This is a genomic window from Aminobacter sp. BA135 (assembly GCF_050859125.1).
Taxonomy (GTDB): Bacteria; Pseudomonadota; Alphaproteobacteria; order Rhizobiales; family Rhizobiaceae; genus Aminobacter; species Aminobacter ciceronei.
The window spans coordinates 3,390,886-3,406,956 of sequence record NZ_CP139572.1; the positions used below are offsets into that span (position 1 = coordinate 3,390,886).

Annotated in this window: 19 protein-coding genes and 4 tRNA genes; 6 read left to right on the plus strand and 17 right to left on the minus strand. The window is 61.6% G+C overall.

Annotated features, from left to right (window positions below):
- Positions 1 to 67: 67 nt before the first annotated feature.
- From rplA to secE, 4 genes are all read right to left on the minus strand, one after another.
- On the minus strand, positions 68 to 766 hold the full coding sequence (gene rplA / locus SLT36_RS16465) for a 50S ribosomal protein L1 (protein WP_115732112.1): 699 nt from the start codon (positions 764 to 766) through the stop codon (positions 68 to 70).
- 4 nt (positions 767 to 770) lie between these two features.
- Positions 771 to 1,199, minus strand: a complete 429-nt coding sequence (gene rplK, locus SLT36_RS16470) for a 50S ribosomal protein L11 (RefSeq protein ID WP_067961864.1) — start codon at positions 1,197 to 1,199, stop codon at positions 771 to 773.
- 155 nt (positions 1,200 to 1,354) lie between these two features.
- Entirely contained in the window at positions 1,355 to 1,882 is a 528-nt protein-coding gene (gene nusG / locus SLT36_RS16475; RefSeq protein WP_067961861.1) for a transcription termination/antitermination protein NusG, read from the minus strand.
- A 26-nt stretch (positions 1,883 to 1,908) separates the two neighbouring features.
- A complete protein-coding gene (gene secE / locus SLT36_RS16480; RefSeq protein ID WP_067966516.1) occupies positions 1,909 to 2,109 on the minus strand; it encodes a preprotein translocase subunit SecE in 201 nt (66 codons plus the stop codon).
- A 69-nt stretch (positions 2,110 to 2,178) separates the two neighbouring features.
- Between secE and SLT36_RS16485 the strand changes: the two genes are divergently transcribed.
- Positions 2,179 to 2,391: a hypothetical protein gene (locus SLT36_RS16485; RefSeq protein ID WP_432283557.1), complete on the plus strand. Its 213-nt coding sequence runs from the start codon at positions 2,179 to 2,181 to the stop codon at positions 2,389 to 2,391.
- Between the two features lie 21 nt (positions 2,392 to 2,412).
- On the opposite strand, the gene SLT36_RS16490 is transcribed toward SLT36_RS16485, so the two are convergent.
- The 7 genes from SLT36_RS16490 to SLT36_RS16520 form a co-directional block, all read right to left on the minus strand.
- Positions 2,413 to 2,488: transfer RNA gene (locus SLT36_RS16490), tRNA-Trp, on the minus strand.
- 152 nt (positions 2,489 to 2,640) lie between these two features.
- On the minus strand, positions 2,641 to 3,150 hold the full coding sequence (locus SLT36_RS16495) for a metal-dependent hydrolase (protein ID WP_432283558.1): 510 nt from the start codon (positions 3,148 to 3,150) through the stop codon (positions 2,641 to 2,643).
- A gap of 89 nt (positions 3,151 to 3,239) precedes the next feature.
- A complete protein-coding gene (locus SLT36_RS16500) occupies positions 3,240 to 3,719 on the minus strand; it encodes a group II truncated hemoglobin (protein ID WP_432283559.1) in 480 nt (159 codons plus the stop codon).
- An 86-nt stretch (positions 3,720 to 3,805) separates the two neighbouring features.
- Positions 3,806 to 5,407: a hypothetical protein gene (locus tag SLT36_RS16505; RefSeq protein ID WP_432283560.1), complete on the minus strand. Its 1,602-nt coding sequence runs from the start codon at positions 5,405 to 5,407 to the stop codon at positions 3,806 to 3,808.
- 123 nt (positions 5,408 to 5,530) lie between these two features.
- A complete protein-coding gene (gene tuf / locus SLT36_RS16510) occupies positions 5,531 to 6,706 on the minus strand; it encodes an elongation factor Tu (protein WP_067961853.1) in 1,176 nt (391 codons plus the stop codon).
- 195 nt (positions 6,707 to 6,901) lie between these two features.
- Positions 6,902 to 6,975, minus strand: a tRNA-Gly gene (locus SLT36_RS16515).
- A 121-nt stretch (positions 6,976 to 7,096) separates the two neighbouring features.
- Positions 7,097 to 7,181: transfer RNA gene (locus SLT36_RS16520), tRNA-Tyr, on the minus strand.
- A 198-nt stretch (positions 7,182 to 7,379) separates the two neighbouring features.
- Here SLT36_RS16520 and rlmB point away from each other — a divergent pair.
- A complete protein-coding gene (gene rlmB / locus SLT36_RS16525; RefSeq protein WP_432283561.1) occupies positions 7,380 to 8,237 on the plus strand; it encodes a 23S rRNA (guanosine(2251)-2'-O)-methyltransferase RlmB in 858 nt (285 codons plus the stop codon).
- 423 nt (positions 8,238 to 8,660) lie between these two features.
- Positions 8,661 to 8,999 (plus strand): hypothetical protein, encoded by a 339-nt coding sequence (locus SLT36_RS16530; protein WP_432283562.1) that lies wholly within the window; start codon positions 8,661 to 8,663, stop codon positions 8,997 to 8,999.
- Positions 9,000 to 9,108: 109 nt separating this feature from the next.
- Here SLT36_RS16530 and SLT36_RS16535 read toward each other — a convergent pair whose 3' ends face one another.
- Genes SLT36_RS16535 through gcl form a run of 3 tightly spaced genes read right to left on the minus strand, consistent with a single transcriptional unit; the run spans position 9,109 to position 12,657 of the window.
- Complete coding sequence (locus tag SLT36_RS16535) at positions 9,109 to 10,026, minus strand: 2-hydroxy-3-oxopropionate reductase (RefSeq protein ID WP_432283563.1); 918 nt, start codon at positions 10,024 to 10,026, stop codon at positions 9,109 to 9,111.
- Positions 10,027 to 10,059: 33 nt separating this feature from the next.
- The gene (gene otnI, locus SLT36_RS16540; RefSeq protein ID WP_432283564.1) at positions 10,060 to 10,857 is read right to left on the minus strand and encodes a 2-oxo-tetronate isomerase; all 798 of its coding nucleotides are present in this window, start codon (positions 10,855 to 10,857) and stop codon (positions 10,060 to 10,062) included.
- Between the two features lie 18 nt (positions 10,858 to 10,875).
- Positions 10,876 to 12,657, minus strand: a complete 1,782-nt coding sequence (gcl, locus tag SLT36_RS16545) for a glyoxylate carboligase (protein ID WP_432283565.1) — start codon at positions 12,655 to 12,657, stop codon at positions 10,876 to 10,878.
- Positions 12,658 to 12,850: 193 nt separating this feature from the next.
- On the opposite strand from gcl, the gene bhcR reads away from it, so the two are divergent.
- Positions 12,851 to 13,687, plus strand: a complete 837-nt coding sequence (bhcR, locus tag SLT36_RS16550) for an HTH-type transcriptional regulator BhcR (protein ID WP_432283566.1) — start codon at positions 12,851 to 12,853, stop codon at positions 13,685 to 13,687.
- Between the two features lie 54 nt (positions 13,688 to 13,741).
- On the opposite strand, the gene SLT36_RS16555 is transcribed toward bhcR, so the two are convergent.
- Positions 13,742 to 14,065 (minus strand): BA14K family protein, encoded by a 324-nt coding sequence (locus SLT36_RS16555; RefSeq protein ID WP_432283567.1) that lies wholly within the window; start codon positions 14,063 to 14,065, stop codon positions 13,742 to 13,744.
- A gap of 205 nt (positions 14,066 to 14,270) precedes the next feature.
- Between SLT36_RS16555 and SLT36_RS16560 the strand changes: the two genes are divergently transcribed.
- Complete coding sequence (locus SLT36_RS16560) at positions 14,271 to 14,765, plus strand: YbaK/EbsC family protein (protein ID WP_432283568.1); 495 nt, start codon at positions 14,271 to 14,273, stop codon at positions 14,763 to 14,765.
- Between the two features lie 7 nt (positions 14,766 to 14,772).
- Here SLT36_RS16560 and SLT36_RS16565 read toward each other — a convergent pair.
- Positions 14,773 to 14,848, minus strand: a tRNA-Thr gene (locus tag SLT36_RS16565).
- Between the two features lie 161 nt (positions 14,849 to 15,009).
- Between SLT36_RS16565 and SLT36_RS16570 the strand changes: the two genes are divergently transcribed.
- Positions 15,010 to 15,177 (plus strand): hypothetical protein, encoded by a 168-nt coding sequence (locus SLT36_RS16570; protein WP_165915959.1) that lies wholly within the window; start codon positions 15,010 to 15,012, stop codon positions 15,175 to 15,177.
- A gap of 23 nt (positions 15,178 to 15,200) precedes the next feature.
- Here SLT36_RS16570 and SLT36_RS16575 read toward each other — a convergent pair whose 3' ends face one another.
- Positions 15,201 to 15,941, minus strand: a complete 741-nt coding sequence (locus SLT36_RS16575) for a GGDEF domain-containing protein (protein WP_432283569.1) — start codon at positions 15,939 to 15,941, stop codon at positions 15,201 to 15,203.
- Positions 15,942 to 16,071 lie beyond the last annotated feature (130 nt).

Sequence of the window (16,071 nt, forward strand, 5' to 3'; positions counted from 1 at the left end):
TCCGGGCCCGGAGGCCCGGAATACTATTCAGGATTCAGCCGTTGCCGGCTGATCCCGCTTCAAATCATCAGGACGCTGCGAGCGTGCCGAGGTCGACCTTGAGGCCTGGGCCCATCGTCGAGGTGACGGAGACCTTCTTGACGTAGACGCCCTTGGCGCCTGCGGGCTTCGCCTTGTTGACCGCGTCAGCGAAAGCGCGGACGTTTTCTTCCAGGGCCTTGACGTCGAACGAGACCTTGCCGACGCCGGCGTGGATGATGCCGGCCTTCTCGACGCGGAACTCGACGGCGCCGCCCTTCGAAGCCTTGACGGCCGCTGCGACGTCGGTGGTGACGGTGCCGACCTTCGGGTTCGGCATCATGCCGCGCGGGCCGAGCACCTTACCGAGACGACCGACCAGCGGCATCATATCAGGGGTGGCAATGCAGCGGTCGAAGTCGATCTGGCCCTTCTGGACGATATCGACGAGATCTTCCGCACCAACGATGTCGGCGCCGGCGGCGCGGGCTTCGTCAGCCTTGGCATCACGTGCGAACACGGCGACGCGGACGGTACGGCCCGTGCCGTTCGGCAGGTTGACCACGCCGCGGACCATCTGGTCAGCGTGGCGCGGGTCGACGCCGAGGTTCATGGCGACTTCGATGGTCTCGTCGAACTTGACCGACGAGCGAGCCTTCAAAAGCTCGATGGCTTCACCAAGGCCATAAGCCTTGTTCACATCGATGCCTTCGCGGGACTTGGAAACGCGCTTTGCAATCTTAGCCATGATCTCAGCCCACCACTTCCAGGCCCATGGAACGAGCCGAGCCTTCAACCATCTTGATGGCGGCTTCGATGTCGTTCGCGTTCAGATCCTTCATCTTGGTCTCGGCGATCTCACGCACCTTGGCGCTGCTGATCTCACCAGCCTTGACCTTGCCCGGCTCCTTCGAGCCCGACTTCAGGTTGGCAGCCTTCTTCAGGAAGTAGGACACCGGCGGCGTCTTCATGACGAAGGTGAACGACTTGTCCTGGTAATAGGTGATCACGACCGGGATCGGCGATCCCTTCTCGAGCTCCTGGGTCTGCGCGTTGAACGCCTTGCAGAACTCCATGATGTTGATGCCACGCTGACCAAGCGCCGGACCGATCGGGGGCGACGGCGTCGCCGAACCCGCGGAAACCTGGAGCTTGAGCTGGCCCGCTATTTTCTTAGCCATCTCTTTCCTGCTTTCGTCTTATGCCGGATGACCCGGCGGTTGCAGTTCGGTGGTGCGAAAAAGACAACCGGCTAAGCCGCCTCATCTCCCACCATGCTTGCGCCAGGCCTGCGCCCGGCACTGCCTTCCACCGAAACCGGTGACAGGCGCTTCGATCAGCCCTTTTCGACCTGACCGAATTCGAGATCGACAGGCACGGCGCGCCCGAAGATCGAAACTTCCACCTTGAGGCGCGCGCGCTCCTCGTCCACTTCCTGGACGAAACCGTTGAACGACGCGAACGGACCGTCGGAAACGCGAACCGCTTCGCCGATCTCGAAGGTGACCGACGGCTTCGGCCGCTCGACGCCTTCCTGAACCTGGTTCAGGATGCGCTGGGCCTCGGATTCCGTGATCGGCACGGGCTTCGAATCGCCAAGGAAACCAGTGACCTTCGGCGTGTTCTTCACGAGCGAGAACACGGCATCGGTCAGATGGGCCTTCAAAAGCACATAGCCCGGGAAGAACTTGCGCTCGGCATCAACCTTGCGGCCGCGGCGAACCTCGACAACCTTCTCGGTCGGAACGACGATCTGCTCGATCTGCTCGCTCAGGCCCTTCTGCTTGGCCTTGTGCTCGATGTCCTCGGCGACCTTCTTTTCGAAGTTCGAATAGGCGTGGACGATGTACCAGCGCGCAGTCATCTCAGGAATTCTCCGTATTCGCGACCTTAACGGCCCATGCCCAAGATCTGCTCGACGGCGAATGCCATCAGCTGGTCAGCGGCAAAAAAGAAAATCATCGCAATAATTGCAAAGCCGAGAACCATGACCGTGGAGATCATCGTCTCGCGCCGCGATGGCCACGTCACCTTCGCCGTTTCCGACCTTACCTGCTGCAGAAAGGTGAAGGGGTTCGTGGTTTTCGCCATGTGCCGCTCTGCTCTCAACGTCCGTTGACCGGACTTCTGGATGATCCCGTGACCGGGAGATGCCATCACATGGACGACATCCACGCCGAATCAGCGCAACATTTCGCCCATGCAATTCGGACGCGTAAAGCCGGATCCCCAGCTCCACGCGCCGCGTGTCTGTTTCGCTTACATAAAACCGATTCTCTCTCCACGCAAGTGGCAGGAACAAGCTTTACGTTTGAACGCCGCGTCGGAACCATCCAGTCGTTCCGTTCCGGCTATTGCAGTCCTTATGCCTGAATTAGCGAATTCTGGCAAGACTGGCACGGGCAGCAGGGCTCGAACCTACGACCTGCGGTTTTGGAGACCGCCGCTCTACCAACTGAGCTATGCCCGTGCATCTCGCCGCGCACCATCTGCGCAGCACGGGCTTCCTAGGGATTTCCACCGCATCTGTAAAGAGCGCAATGCGTGATGTCGGAAACATTCACAGGCGGATTTCGTCAGGCGTAACACAAGCGCCCTCTCCCGCCCGATGGCTACCGGCGTTCAGCTGCACGCGGCTTTCGCCAGTTTGTGCTGCCGAATCTGTTTGACGGCCAGGAACGCTGCCCAAGCACAGATGGTGATCTCAAGCGCGAAGGTCCAGTGCAGGACAAAGCTCAGCACCCAGTGCGAATAGCGCGCCGGAATGGTGACAAGCTCGACGGAGACGTCGCTGAACGGCATCAGCCACAGCATCGGCGCTGCAATCGAATCGAGCACCATGTGGATCATGGCGGCAAAGAAGAACACCACGGCCGCGGATGCGAACCGTGGCTTCAGCCACTTGACCAGTGGCAGGACGACACATCCAAGCGCGACCCAGAACAGCGGCCAGTGTGTGATGAAGCTGTGGTGGTGCGTCTGCTGGCCGTCGACCAGGTAGAAGTAGAACATGTCGAGGTCGGGCGCGATGCTACCCAAAAGCGCGGCGGGCATAACCGCACGGGCACCAGGCCGGACGTCCCGAGCCAGCGTCCCCAGAATGAAACCGGCCGGCAGATGCGCGATCAGCATGCGATTTGTCCCCTGTCCCAAGGCAGGTTCCGCGAAATTACGGTGGTTTTTAGGGTCGGGGCATTGCCTGGGCACGCCCAGGCTTCATCTCACGATTTGGCTGCTGGCACGTAAGGTCCGCCAGGAACGCCCCAGCCCCAACGAGGCATAGGCTCGTGAAGCGCCGGTGCGGCACCGTCTTGTGAATTCAGCTTGGCCAGTCGCGTGCCCCATTCGAGATAGGCGACGAATGCCGAACGAAACTCGGGATCGTCGGGCAGTTCCACCTCGTCGGCGGCATCGAGCAACAGCGCAATCCACCGCCGGCGCTGCTCCTCGGTCAGGTGGCGATTGAGGTGGTGGCTGATCATCGCGGGATGGCCGCCATGGTTTTCACTGTAATCCTTCGGCCCGCCGAACACCTCGCCGATGAACGCAGCGACATGCGCGGGATGGTCGCCGGACATGTGTCGGAACACCGGCTCGAGCACCGGATCCGCGAGGACCTTGTCGTAAAACACCTCCGTCAGCCGGTTGAGCGCCGCAGCTCCGCCGGCCCAATCGAACAATGTCGGTACGTCTTTTTGCATCATTTTCCTCCACTTGCGTTGGAGGCATATGGGGAGCTGAATCGCCGGCGGGAAGTAAGCAACGAAGAACTCCTGCCATGCCCCTCCTAACGCAGCGCGCGGCAGTTCACAGGCCGAGGTGACATCCGGCAAAGGCCGCTGTCGATCAGAAGTTGCGTAGAACCCGACCTGGTCGTCAGGTATCCCTCCCGGAGGAGAGCCAGCGCTGCGTGATCCAACTTGTCAAAACCGGGTGTCGCGTCGGCGACTTTCGGTCCAACCCCCATCTGCACGAGGTAATGGTTACGTATTGGAGCATCCAGTGCCGGACTGGGACCCCAGCCTGCTAGAATTCCCTCGCCAATCAGTCGGGTCTTTCCTGCCGACAGCACCAAAAGGCAACTCTCGCCACATTCCGCCCCGCCTGATCCCGCTATGCCCAGATATGGCCGCCCGTCACCTTGCCAGCCGGTGCAGCCCTTGCCGTTCGGCTTGCAGCCGGCGAAGAACGTGCGCCCAACGGCCACATCAAGACCGTTTGCGCGGACAACGCGCCCCATCAGCATCGCGGCAATCGGATCGCCCTCGCTTGAGGAAATTATCAATGGGAGCTTTATGTCACCTAGTTCCTTGAGCAGAGTTTCCAGCCGCTGCGGCGCAGTTTCGTCGACCTGCCCTTCGGCGGAAATCCATTCCGGGCAGTCAGGTTCACAGGCCCCGACCGAACGCACGACTGCCAGCCACATCCCGGGTCCGTTCGGCACGAGGGGCTTGGGGTAGGAATTGGACGCAAGTTTTTTTCCCGGCGCCAGAACGCAGTTCGCAGCAGGAGCCGCGGTCCTGCAGTTCTCGATGCTCACCAGCACGTCGGTAGCATCCAGGCTGGTTATCAGGTTCATATTGAGCATCTCGACGGGCGCCAGCTGCCGCATCTCGGCGGCGGGAGTGCTTTGCCCGACCTCGTACATCTCCTTCTTGACCCCCATCTCCTTGAGATAGGTCAACATCCTGGCGTTGAACGCCTTTCCCATCTTGGTGGTGGTGTAGCTTCCAACGGTCTTGCGACGGACGACCTTGCGGCTGACGGTCTTCCTCTTGCCTTTCACGACCTTGTAGGTCTCGCGATAGGTGATCTTTTGCTGCGTGACATGGGACGTCACCTGATGCACCCCCATATAGGCCCACTGGCCGACATGGCGGCGTACTCCGCCCGCGAACATCATCGAGCAGGCGGAGGCGCAATAGGCGCCAGCCGAGTATAGAGCGCCCTGGTAGATGCCTTTCCTGGCCGGATCGAGCTTGCAGCCCTTCTGATCGGGCGCGCATTCGACGAAGCGTGTCAGCCCGACGCCAATGTCGAGCTTGCGGGTACGCAGCATGCGACCCAGTTCCAAGGCTGCCTCGACCCGACCGCCTGGCGAGGTCACGATGACCGGCAGTTTTTTGTCGCCGAGATTCTTGAGAAACTTCTTGAAGGCGGCTGGTGTCGCTGGAGTGATCGCGCCCTCGGCCGAGATCCATTCCGGACAAAAGGGCTCGCATCCCGGAGCAGAGCTGCGCACGACGACAAAGCGCATGGGCGGTCCGTCATTTTCCGGCGGCTTGCTCTTGGCTGCTTCAGCCGACCAGGGGAGAAAAAGGGAAGTTACGGCGGCAAAGACAAGCGGCAGGAGAATTCCCCGCCAAACCGCGCGCACTCCTGTCCCCATGGCAAATCCCCACCTGCCTTCTTGCCGAGATACTAATGCGGGATCGGCGACGTGCAATGTGCCGCGCAAACAAAAAGGGCGGCCCGAAGGCCGCCCTTGATGCATTCGACGAAAGGACGTCGATTATTCTTTGATCGAAGCGACGATGCCGGCGCCGACGGTGCGGCCACCTTCACGGATAGCGAAGCGGAGCTTCTCTTCCATGGCGATCGGCACGATCAGCTCGACGTCGACGGTGATGTTGTCGCCGGGCATGACCATCTCGGTGCCTTCCGGCAGCGACACGATACCGGTCACGTCCGTCGTGCGGAAGTAGAACTGCGGACGGTAGTTGGTGAAGAACGGCGTGTGACGGCCACCCTCTTCCTTGGTCAGGATGTAGGCTTCAGCCACGAACTTCTTGTGCGGCTTCACCGAACCCGGCTTGCACAGCACCTGGCCGCGCTCGACGTCTTCACGGCCAACGCCACGGATCAGCGCGCCGATGTTGTCGCCAGCCTGGCCCTGATCGAGCAGCTTGCGGAACATTTCAACGCCGGTAACCGTCGTCTTCGAGGTTGCCTTGATGCCGACGATCTCGACTTCTTCGCCAACCTTGACGATGCCGCGCTCGACGCGACCGGTGACCACAGTGCCGCGGCCCGAGATCGAGAACACGTCTTCGATCGGCATCAGGAACGGACGGTCGATCGGACGCTCCGGCGTCGGGATGTAGGCGTCGACGGCTTCCATCAGCGCGCGGATCGCGTCTTCACCGATCTTCTTGTCCGAATCGTTGAGCGCAGCAACAGCCGAACCCTTGATCATCGGAATGTCGTCGCCCGGATATTCGTACTTCGACAGCAGCTCGCGAACCTCGAGCTCGACCAGTTCGAGCAGCTCGGCGTCGTCGACCAGGTCGACCTTGTTCAGGAACACCACCAGGGCGGGAACGCCGACCTGACGGGCGAGCAGGATGTGCTCGCGGGTCTGCGGCATCGGGCCGTCAGCAGCCGACACGACCAGGATCGCGCCGTCCATCTGGGCAGCACCGGTGATCATGTTCTTGACGTAGTCGGCGTGGCCGGGGCAGTCGACGTGGGCGTAGTGACGGGCGGGCGTCTCATACTCGACGTGCGCCGTCGAGATCGTGATGCCGCGGGCCTTCTCTTCCGGCGCTGCGTCGATCTGGTCGTAGGCCTTGAACTCGCCGAAATACTTCGTGATCGCAGCAGTCAGCGACGTCTTGCCGTGGTCAACGTGACCGATCGTGCCGATGTTCACATGAGGCTTGTTACGCTCGAATTTACCTTTTGCCATTGTCTCTTTCCTTGAGCATCGGGACCTTGGTTCCGGTCGGATGCGGGGCGATTACCGATAAAGGCCGAAAAAGACAAGCGCCTTTTGGCCAAACGACCACGTCGAGGCCAAAAGCAGTGCTGCTCTTTCAGTGCTGGACGCACATATGGGGACAAGCGGATGCAAATAAAAGGCTTCTTGCCTCGGCGAAAAGCCTGGAGCGGGTAGCGGGAATCGAACCCGCGTATTCAGCTTGGAAGGCTGCTGCTCTACCATTGAGCTATACCCGCGCCCCTGAGCGTCACGCGCCTGTTCAGGAGCGGAGCACGCCCTGGTATTCCTTGCCGCGCATTGCATCCAAAAGATGGAACCATCCTTTGAGGCAACGTTTTATGGCGTCCGGGCCGGCAGTGGTGGAGGAGGTTGGATTCGAACCAACGTAGACTGAGTCAACGGATTTACAGTCCGTCCCCTTTAACCACTCGGGCACTCCTCCAACTGCTTTGCCGGAGCCATGCTACGAGGCATTTCCGATCCCGGTTGGTGGCGAAGCGCCCTGCCCCGAAATCTGGGTGGGCTTATGGCGACAAGGTTTTGGCCTGTCAACCGGACATGGTGCGTTTTCATGCGGATTATTCAAAGCGCCGACTAACGGGCCGTATCCAAAGCCAGGCGTGGCGGCTATAGCAGGCGCATGAACGATACGAAAAAGCCCGGAACACCCAAAGACAGCCACTATGCCAAGCTGCGTCGCACCTTCCGCGACCAGAAAAGCGGCGGGGCACCGGCCTTCAGGCCCAAGCGTCCGCTGCCTCCGGGCGAGAACGCTCCTGACGGCCTGGTGCGGCTTTATGGCCTGCACACGGTGCGCGCGGCACTCGACAATCCGCGCCGCAAGATCAGGCGCATGCTGGTGACACGCAACGCGGCCGAACGGTTGGAAATTGCCGACATAGCCACCCTGCCTTTTGCCACCGAACTGGTCGAACCGAAGGATATCGACAAAATCACCGGCACCGACGCAGTGCATCAAGGCGTGCTGATCGAGGCCGAGCCGCTAAAGGCCAAGGCGCTGTCGGCACTGGGCGATTCGCCACTGATTCTGGTGCTCGACCAGGTGACCGACCCGCATAATGTCGGGGCGATCATTCGTTCTGCAGTAGCATTCGGCGCCGGCGCGCTCATCACAACGCAGCGCCACAGTCCACATGAAAGCGGCGTACTGGCCAAATCGGCCTCCGGCGCGCTCGAGCACATCGACATGATAGAGGTGCGCAATCTCGCCGACGCGCTCGGCGTGCTGCATGAGGCCGGCTTCCAGACGATCGGACTTGATTCGGAAGGCCCCGCGGAACTCGAAAAGACATTTGCCGGCGACAAGGTCGCGCTGGTGCTCGGCGCCGAGGGCAAGGGGCTGCGCCAGAAGACGCGCGAAACCGTGACGGCGCTTGCACGGCTCGACATGCCCGGCGCCATCCACTCGCTCAACGTGTCGAATGCGGCGGCTGTGTCGCTTTACGCGGCAAGGAAGTTCCTCACTGTCGCGGAATAGCTGCCGATGCACGAACCGTTCTCGACAAAGGAAGACTGGCTAGCGGCGTCCGCAAGCACGGTCGACTTGCTCAAGAGCCTTTCCCCGAACGAGTTCTACGACCCTGCCACCATGCGCTATCATCCGGTGGCCGCCCAGAGCGTCTCGCGCTTGGTTTACGGCCTCGTGGACGCTGCGGACTTCGGAGCATTCCTTCGGAGTCAGGATCAGAACACGCGTCGGCGGCCTTCCAGTACAGAGGCGCTGAAAGACAGGCGATAGCCGAAATTCGCTTTCGCCTCCTGTGCAGCATAGCTGATGGGCGCTGGCTGCCGGGATTTCTCGGCGATGCATTCAATGACGGTGTGTTGATCCCGCGCTGGAGAGCCTCGCCATCAGCATCGGGCATTTTGAAACTCAAGGCATAACCACGGCAAGCGACCTATGTCTGTTGCCCCCCTTGACCTTCCACCTGGCGGACGCCGTAGTTTCCATGGCAAGAGCTGGCAACAGTTCGCCCTGGCCGGCCAGCCGGTCACGACAGTGGAATTGGCCTCCGACGGCGCGATCTACGCCTACGTGCCGGGGCGTGGGCTGTTGCGCGCCACCGAGGCGGCGCCGGACTTCAAGGCAGTGGGCGAAGGCCCCGACCCTGCCGGATACATCCTGCACCTGGCACTGGACGCGCAGGCACCCAACCGCATGGTCGCCGTCACCGGCACCAGCGCCATCGTCGTTTCAAGCGATGCCGGCGCGACATGGTCGGTTCTAGGCGCCAAGTGACGTTGTCCCTATGAAACGCGGAACAGGCTCCAACGTCGCCGCTGGAGCCCGGTCCTCGACAGTGCCGGGACGATCACGGCGTGGGAACGTTGCGCCGTGGCTTTCCCTCCTATGCCGCCTTGCCTTTGGTCTCAGTCGCCTCCGAGCCGACTTCGAAATTGGCCATGCGCTCGAGCGCGCGCACCAGCGCCGAATGGTCTTCCTTCGCGCCACCGTTGGCGGCGCAGGAATTGAACAGCTCCTGCGTCATCGAGGTGTTGGGCAAGGATACGCCGAGCGCCTTGGCGCCCTGAAGCGCCAGATTGAGGTCCTTCTGGTGCAGTTCGATGCGGAAGCCCGGCGCAAAGGTGCGCTTGACCATGCGGTCACCGTGAACCTCGAGGATGCGCGAGGCAGCCAGTCCGCCCATCAGCGCCTGTCGAACTTTTGCCGGGTCGGCGCCCGCCTTGGAAGCGAAGACCAGCGCCTCGGCGACGGCCTCGATGGTGAGAGCCACAACGATCTGGTTGGCAACCTTGGTGGTCTGGCCGACGCCGTTTGGCCCGACAAGCGTGATGTTCTTGCCCATCTTCTCGAACACCGGACGGGCGCGCTCAAACGGCTTCTCCTCACCGCCGACCATGATCGTCAGCGATGCCGCCTTGGCGCCGACCTCGCCGCCTGACACCGGTGCGTCGAGATAATCGCAGCCAAGCGCGTTGATCTCTTTGGCGAATTCCTTGGTCTCGATCGGCGAGATCGAGCTCATGTCGATCACCAGCTTGCCCTTGGACAGGCCTGACGCAACACTGTTTTCACCGAACAGCACGTCAGCAACCTGCGGTGTATCGGGCACCATCAGGATAATGATGTCGGCAGCCTTGGCCAGTGCCTGGTGCCCCCTGACCGCCTTCAACCCTTTGCCAACCAGCTCGGTCGGCAGCGCGCCACGATGATCGCTGGCCGTGACTTCATAACCGGCGTCGAGCAGGTGACCTGCCATCGGCGCGCCCATGATGCCCAGGCCGACAAATCCGATTTTTTCCATTTTCGTATTCCTTTCATTCCAGTGGCCGCGCGCTCAGGCAGCGGCGCTGCCCTTGTCGGCAAATCCAGCAAACCAGCCCAGGCCTTCGACCGTTCCGGCCTTGGGCTTGTATTCGGCGCCGACCCAGCCGGTGTAACCGATGCGGTCGAGATGCTCGTAGAGGAACGGGTAGTTGATCTCGCCCGTGCCCGGCTCATGACGTCCGGGATTGTCCGCCAGCTGCACATGCGCAATGCGGGCCAGATTGGCCTCGATGGTGCGGGCGAGATCACCCTCCATGATCTGCATGTGGTAGATGTCGTATTGCAGGAAGAGATTGTCCGAGCCGACCCTGTCGATGATGCCGAGCGCCTGTTTGGTGGTGTTCAGGAAGAAGCCGGGGATGTCCCTGGTGTTGATCGGTTCGATCAGCAGGCGGATGCCCGCCGTCTTCAGCTTTTCTGCCGCGAAGGCGAGATTTTCGACGAAGACATTTTCCAGCACGTCGCGGGCGTTGCCGGCAGGCGCGATGCCGGCCAGGCAGTTTACCTGCTCGCAGCCGAGCGCATGCGCATAGCTGATCGCCTTGGCGACGCCCTGGCGGAACTCGTGGATTCGGTCTGGCAGCACGGCGATGCCGCGCTCGCCTGCCGCCCAGTCGCCAGGCGGCAGATTGAACAGAGCCTGCGTCAGGCCATTTTTCTTGAGGCGCGCGGCAACGACGTCGGGTGCATGATCGTAAGGCGCGATGTATTCGACGGCCTTGAAGCCGGCGCGCGCTGCGGCGTCGAAGCGATCGAGAAAGTCATGCTCGCCAAAGAGCATCGACAAATTGGCTGAAAACTTAGGCATTGTTGTTTCCTCGAAAAATCAGTCGAGCAGCATGATTGCGGTCGGCGCGTCTTCGTTGCTCTCGGCAAGCTCCTCGAACTCGACGACATTGTCGATCTCGACGCCCATGGAGATGTTGGTGACGCGTTCGAGGATGAACTCGAGAACGACCGGCACCTGGTGCTCCTTCATGAGCTGCTTGGCCTGCTTGAAGGCTGCGGCGAACTCTTCCGGCTTGCGCACGCGGACCGCCTTGCAGCCCATGGCCTCGGCAACCGCGACGTGGTCGACACCATACCCCGCCTCCGGATCGTCCGCGCGGTTGACGTTCTCGAAGGCAAGGCTGACCTCGAAGTCCATCTGGAAGCCGCGCTGCGCCTGGCGGATCAGGCCGAGATAGGCGTTGTTCACGACGACATGGATATAAGGCAGCTTGTGCTGGGCGCCGACGGCCAGTTCCTCGATCATGAACTGGAAATCGTAGTCGCCCGACAAGGCGACGATGTCGCGGTCCGGATCGGCGGCACGGACGCCGAGCGCTGCCGGCAGGGTCCAGCCGAGCGGGCCGGCCTGGCCACAATTGATCCAGTTGCGCGGCTTGTAGACGTGCAGGAACTGCGCGCCGGCGATCTGCGACAGACCGATGGTGGTGACATAGGTTGTGTCGCGGCCGAATGCCCTGTTCATCTCCTCATAGATGCGCTGCGGCTTGAGCGGGACCTGGTCGAAATGGGTCTTGCGCTTCATCGTCTTCTTGCGCTGCTGGCATTCCTTGGCCCAGCCGGACCAGTCACGCAGCTTGCCTGCCGTCTTCCACTCGGTGGCGACGTCGAGAAGGATCTTCAAGGCAGCACCGGCATCCGAGGTCACGCCGAGATCGGGCGCAAAGACACGGCCGATCTGGGTCGGCTCGATGTCGATGTGAATGAACTTGCGGCCTGCAGTGTACTTGTCGACCGAACCGGTGTGACGGTTGGCCCAGCGGTTGCCGATGCCGAGAACGAAGTCCGAGGCCAGCATTGTCGCGTTGCCATAGCGGTGCGACGTCTGCAGGCCGCACATGCCGGCCATCAGGCGATGATCGTCGGGGATCGAGCCCCAGCCCATCAGGGTGGGAACGACCGGAACCCCGGTGATTTCGGCGAATTCGATGAGCAGGTCCGAGGCATCGGCATTGATGACACCGCCGCCGGCAACGATCAGCGGCTTCTCCGCCTGGTTGAGCATCGACAGCGCCTTCTCGGCCTGGGCCCGCGTCATCGCCGGCTTGTGGATGGCGAGCGGCTCATAGGCGTCGATGTCGAACTCGATCTCGGCGAGCTGGACGTCGACCGGCAGGTCGACAAGAACCGGGCCCGGGCGACCCGAACGCATGAGATAGAAGGCCTTCTGCAGCGCCATCGGAACCAGGTACGGCTCCATGACGGTGACTGCCCACTTGGTGACCGGGGCGGCGATCGCGGCGATGTCGACGGCCTGGAAGTCTTCCTTGTTCAGCCGCGCACGCGGCGCCTGGCCGGTGATGCAGAGGATCGGGATCGAGTCGGCGGATGCCGAATACAGGCCGGTGATCATGTCGGTGCCGGCCGGACCCGACGTACCGATGCACAGTCCGATGTTGCCGGCCTTGGTGCGGGTATAGCCTTCGGCCATGTGCGAGGCGCCCTCGACGTGGCGGGCCAGAACGTGCCGGACGGTACCGCGCGCCTTCAGCGCTGAATAGAACGGGTTGATGGCCGCACCCGGCACACCAAAGGCACACGAGATGCCTTCCTTCTCAAGAACGAGGACCGCTGCATCGACAGCGCGCATCCTGGCCATGGTCTTACCTCCAACTGAAAACTGATGTTGGCTGATCGTGTCATCGGCGACCGCATTTTGCAATTTTTTCAAAATATTTTTTCATTTATTGAAATCGGCTCTTACCATATGATTTTGCTTCAATTTTCATTTTTCGTTGCATCGCTCGCCAATTTGGATGAAAAAGTTTTTTAAAAGCAACTGGAACGACGCAATGGCAACGATGGAAAAACGACAGCGCGGACGGCCCCGCGCATTCCAACCGGCACCGGACGCAGGATCCGTGCAGTCGCTCGACCGGGCGTTGCGCATCCTCGCCATCGTCGCACACAGTGACGGCCTGTCGCTGAGCGAGATTTCGGCTGCGTCCGACCTTGCCGCCGCGACCGCCTATCGCATGCTGACCACCTTGCAGAACCACGGCATGGTCGAATTCGACAGCGACGGCCAGTTGTGGTCGATCGGTGTCGAGACCTATCGTATGGGGGCAGCCTTCCTGCGCCGGCGCAAGCTCGTCGACCGCGCACGCGCGGTGATGCAGGAGCTCATGGAAAAGACCGGGGAAACCGCCAATCTCGGCGTCGCCGAAGACGATTGCGTGGTCTTCGTCAGCCAGGTCGAGACGCACCAGGCCATCCGCGCCTTCTTCCGGCCGGGCACGCGCAGCCCCTTCCATGCCTCGGGCATCGGCAAGGCAGTGCTTGCCCATCTCGACCGCGAGCGGGTCAATGCCATCGTCCGCAAGGCCGGGCTCGACGCCTATACGGAAAGGACACTGTCTGAACCGGCGCTGCTTGCCCGCGATCTCGAGAAGATCCGCAGCCGCGGCTGGTCTGTCGACGACGAAGAACGTTATCCCGGCATGCGCTGCATCGCTGCCGCGGTGTTCAACGAATTCGGCGAACCCATTGGCGGCGTTTCGGTTTCCGGGCCGACGGTGCGCGTGACGTCGGAACGTCTCGGCGAAATCGGCCCGATCGTCCGCGACGCCGCAGCAGAACTGACCAGGATGATCGGCGGCTCGCCCGAAGGCACGGTGCCGGGTCTCTGAAAACGCCTGGTGGGAGAAGGTTTGCCCCTCTCCCACAATGCAATCTGGTTCCGACTACAGGCGGCAGTAGCGCAGGCGGCCGTCATAGCCGACATAGGTGTCGGTGCGCGGATCGTAGCTGCGGTAGCGCGCGAAGCAGCGCTGGACGTGGCTGTCGTAAGGGTCGACCGGGTAATAGGCGTCGTAATAGGGTCCAGGCGCCGGGCGGTGGCCGCCGGCAATGATCGCCCCGGCGATGAAACCGCCGGCGCCGGCAAGGGCTGCAGCCTCGGCACGGGTCAGGCCACCGGCAGACGACTGCTGGACGGTGCCGATGAGGCCGGTTGCGACGACGGTGGCTGCGATAAGGCCCGAAATAATCTTGCTCTTGAAAGACATTGTGCTCTCCTTCGGTTGATCTGGGAGGCGTTTCTCCGCCTCATGCCAGTCAGTCGTGGCCAGCACCCAAAAGGTTCACGACCCCCGAGAATCTTTTTCGCGGACAGTTCAAAACGCCGGTCCGCGTCAGCCATCGCCTTAACTTGACAGCGGCGTGACAACGGCTGAAGTCACCTCATTCGCAATGACCAGCGCTGGAACGATCATGAGCCTGCAATCCGTGAAAGCCTTCTTCGCCGAACACGCCCCTGACATCGACGTCATCGAGACACAGACAAGCTCGGCAACCGTGACGCTGGCGGCCGAGGCGCACGGCGTCGAGCCCGCCCAGATTGCCAAGACCATCTGCATGCGCGTCGGCGAGACGGTGGTCCTTGTCGTAGCGCGCGGCGATGCACGCATCGACAACCGCAAATGCCGCGACGCCTTCGGCGCCAAGCCGCGCATGCTGGACGTCGAGCAGGTGGCGGAATTGACCGGACATCCCGTCGGAGGCGTCTGCCCGTTCGGCCTGGCAACACCGCTCAAGATCTATTGCGACGTATCGCTGCGTGCCTATGACGAAGTCGTGCCAGCGGCCGGCGCCACCAACGCCGCAGTGCGAATCGGCGTCGAGCGCATGGCAACGCTCGTCGGCGCCGAATGGTGCGACATCTGCCAGGACGCCGTCGCCAGGACGGATGCGGAAGCTGCTGAGTAAGAAGAACTGGTGCCCCCGGCAGGAATCGAACCCGCGACCTTCGGTTTACAAAACCGCTGCTCTACCAGCTGAGCTACAAGGGCAATTCGCCCCGGTTAGCATATTTTGCGGTCCAGTAAAGACAATTTCGGGCGAGCCGCGCGGCATCCCCAGATGCGCACAGGCCCCGCGCCCTAAAACTGAAGCCTCGCGCCCACTATATCCAGATCGCAGGCAGCATGAACGCCGGCGCTGGAGGTGAAGGATGATCAGGTTCGTGATTATTGCCGTCGTGGTGATTGTCGCGTGGCTGCTTTTGCTCAAGCTTTTCCGCCAGATGAAAGAGGCGCGGGTCGACTGGACCGGAATCGCCACGATCATCGGCTTTATCGTGCTCGCCATCTACCTGCACTATGTCACCGGCATCGGCTGACCCTGGGCCCCCGCAAGACGGCCTCAGACAACCGGCACCACCGGACTGGAAAACACCACACGATTGCGCCCCTGTTCCTTGGCCTCATAGAGGCAGCGGTCGGCAAGGCGCATGAGCTGCGATGTTGGTTGCTGCCCAGCGGATACGACCGCACCGATGCTGACCGTCAGGCGATGCGGGCGGCCTTCAACCGGATAGAATGCAAGCCGCTCGACCTCGACGCGGATCCTCTCGGCGACAGCGGCCGCCTCATCCGGACTTGTGGTTGGCAGGAAGGCGCAGAATTCCTCACCGCCGACACGCCCGACCAGGTCGTTTTCGCGGATCGCCGAACGTAGCGCCTTCGAGATCAGCTTGATCGCCTCGTCGCCGACGAGGTGGCCAAAGGTGTCGTTGATGCTCTTGAAATTGTCGGCGTCGATCAGAAGCAGCGCGCCGGAATCGCAGTTGCGCCTGGCTTGTTTCGATTTCTCGAAAAATGCCTCGCGGTTCAGCAGCCCGGTCATGTGGTCGTGCGTTGCTTTTGCCTTCAACTGCATGTGGGCTTGCGACAGTTCGGCAAACGCATGGCTGAGTTTCTCGTTCTGCCAGAAGATCAGGAATGCCGCAGGAAACGCCGTCAGCACCGGCAGGATCGAATTCATAGCAAAGACAAACGCCGTGAAAGACTGGCCGGCTAAATGACGGATCGCAAACGAAACGACCTGGGTCACGAGGATGACGGCGATGGTGACCAGGCTGGCCCTGAACGTGATCTTCCACACGACGATCCCCTTCCATGTCCGGGTCCGAATGCAGAGCTGGATAGCGAGCGAAGCTTAACGCTTTGCGATCCGGCCATGGACGTATCTCGCTGACGGAATGCGTAAGTGGTGTGAGCCCCGTGGAAATGTA

Bases quoted from the DNA above. Each gene is read 5' to 3' on its own strand.
- rplA (WP_115732112.1), bottom strand. From the start codon at position 766: ATGGCTAAGATTGCAAAGCGCGTTTCCAAGTCCCGCGAAGGCATCGAT.
- rplK (WP_067961864.1), bottom strand. From the start codon at position 1,199: ATGGCTAAGAAAATAGCGGGCCAGCTCAAGCTCCAGGTTTCCGCGGGT.
- nusG (WP_067961861.1), bottom strand. From the start codon at position 1,882: ATGACTGCGCGCTGGTACATCGTCCACGCCTATTCGAACTTCGAAAAG.
- secE (WP_067966516.1), bottom strand. From the start codon at position 2,109: ATGGCGAAAACCACGAACCCCTTCACCTTTCTGCAGCAGGTAAGGTCG.
- SLT36_RS16485 (WP_432283557.1), top strand. From the start codon at position 2,179: ATGGACGACATCCACGCCGAATCAGCGCAACATTTCGCCCATGCAATT.
- SLT36_RS16495 (WP_432283558.1), bottom strand. From the start codon at position 3,150: ATGCTGATCGCGCATCTGCCGGCCGGTTTCATTCTGGGGACGCTGGCT.
- SLT36_RS16500 (WP_432283559.1), bottom strand. From the start codon at position 3,719: ATGCAAAAAGACGTACCGACATTGTTCGATTGGGCCGGCGGAGCTGCG.
- SLT36_RS16505 (WP_432283560.1), bottom strand. From the start codon at position 5,407: ATGGGGACAGGAGTGCGCGCGGTTTGGCGGGGAATTCTCCTGCCGCTT.
- tuf (WP_067961853.1), bottom strand. From the start codon at position 6,706: ATGGCAAAAGGTAAATTCGAGCGTAACAAGCCTCATGTGAACATCGGC.
- rlmB (WP_432283561.1), top strand. From the start codon at position 7,380: ATGAACGATACGAAAAAGCCCGGAACACCCAAAGACAGCCACTATGCC.
- SLT36_RS16530 (WP_432283562.1), top strand. From the start codon at position 8,661: ATGTCTGTTGCCCCCCTTGACCTTCCACCTGGCGGACGCCGTAGTTTC.
- SLT36_RS16535 (WP_432283563.1), bottom strand. From the start codon at position 10,026: ATGGAAAAAATCGGATTTGTCGGCCTGGGCATCATGGGCGCGCCGATG.
- otnI (WP_432283564.1), bottom strand. From the start codon at position 10,857: ATGCCTAAGTTTTCAGCCAATTTGTCGATGCTCTTTGGCGAGCATGAC.
- gcl (WP_432283565.1), bottom strand. From the start codon at position 12,657: ATGGCCAGGATGCGCGCTGTCGATGCAGCGGTCCTCGTTCTTGAGAAG.
- bhcR (WP_432283566.1), top strand. From the start codon at position 12,851: ATGGCAACGATGGAAAAACGACAGCGCGGACGGCCCCGCGCATTCCAA.
- SLT36_RS16555 (WP_432283567.1), bottom strand. From the start codon at position 14,065: ATGTCTTTCAAGAGCAAGATTATTTCGGGCCTTATCGCAGCCACCGTC.
- SLT36_RS16560 (WP_432283568.1), top strand. From the start codon at position 14,271: ATGAGCCTGCAATCCGTGAAAGCCTTCTTCGCCGAACACGCCCCTGAC.
- SLT36_RS16570 (WP_165915959.1), top strand. From the start codon at position 15,010: ATGATCAGGTTCGTGATTATTGCCGTCGTGGTGATTGTCGCGTGGCTG.